Origin of the sequence: Pseudomonas sp. NPDC088885 (genome assembly GCF_044750025.1) — a bacterium.
Lineage (GTDB): Bacteria > Pseudomonadota > Gammaproteobacteria > Pseudomonadales > Pseudomonadaceae > Aquipseudomonas > Aquipseudomonas rustica.
Window position 1 is genome coordinate 1 of the sequence record NZ_JBIVJB010000244.1, and the last position, 465, is coordinate 465.

A 465-nucleotide genomic window follows, 5' to 3' on the forward strand; every position below is an offset into this window, starting at 1 on the left:
CCTGCTGGAAAAACCGGTGGGCGAGGTCAAGCGCATGCTCGGCCTCAACGAACGGGTTTCTTCGGTCGACGTCTCGCTGGGTCCGGATTCGGATAAAACCCTGCTGGACACCCTGACGGATGATCGTCCGACCGATCCATGTGAACTGCTGCAGGATGACGACCTGTCGCAGAGCATCGATCAATGGCTCTCGGAACTGACCGACAAGCAGCGCGAGGTGGTGATTCGCCGCTTCGGCCTGCGCGGCCACGAGAGCAGTACGCTGGAAGATGTAGGCCTGGAGATCGGCCTGACGCGCGAGCGGGTGCGGCAGATCCAGGTAGAGGGCCTCAAGCGCCTTCGCGAAATCCTTGAGAAGAATGGCCTGTCGAGCGAGTCGCTGTTCCAGTAAGCGCCTCACACGACCGCCCGCAAAAAGCCCCGACTGGTTCGGGGCTTTTTGTTGCCTGCAGCTTTTGATGTTGT

Annotated in this window: 1 protein-coding gene; it reads left to right on the top strand. The window is 60.4% G+C overall.

The window, feature by feature from the left end:
• Positions 1-391, top strand: a 391-nt coding sequence (locus tag ACIP1X_RS28940; protein ID WP_400649090.1) for a sigma factor-like helix-turn-helix DNA-binding protein, incomplete at its 5' end; no start/stop codon positions are given.
• Between the last annotated feature and the right edge of the window lie 74 nt (positions 392-465).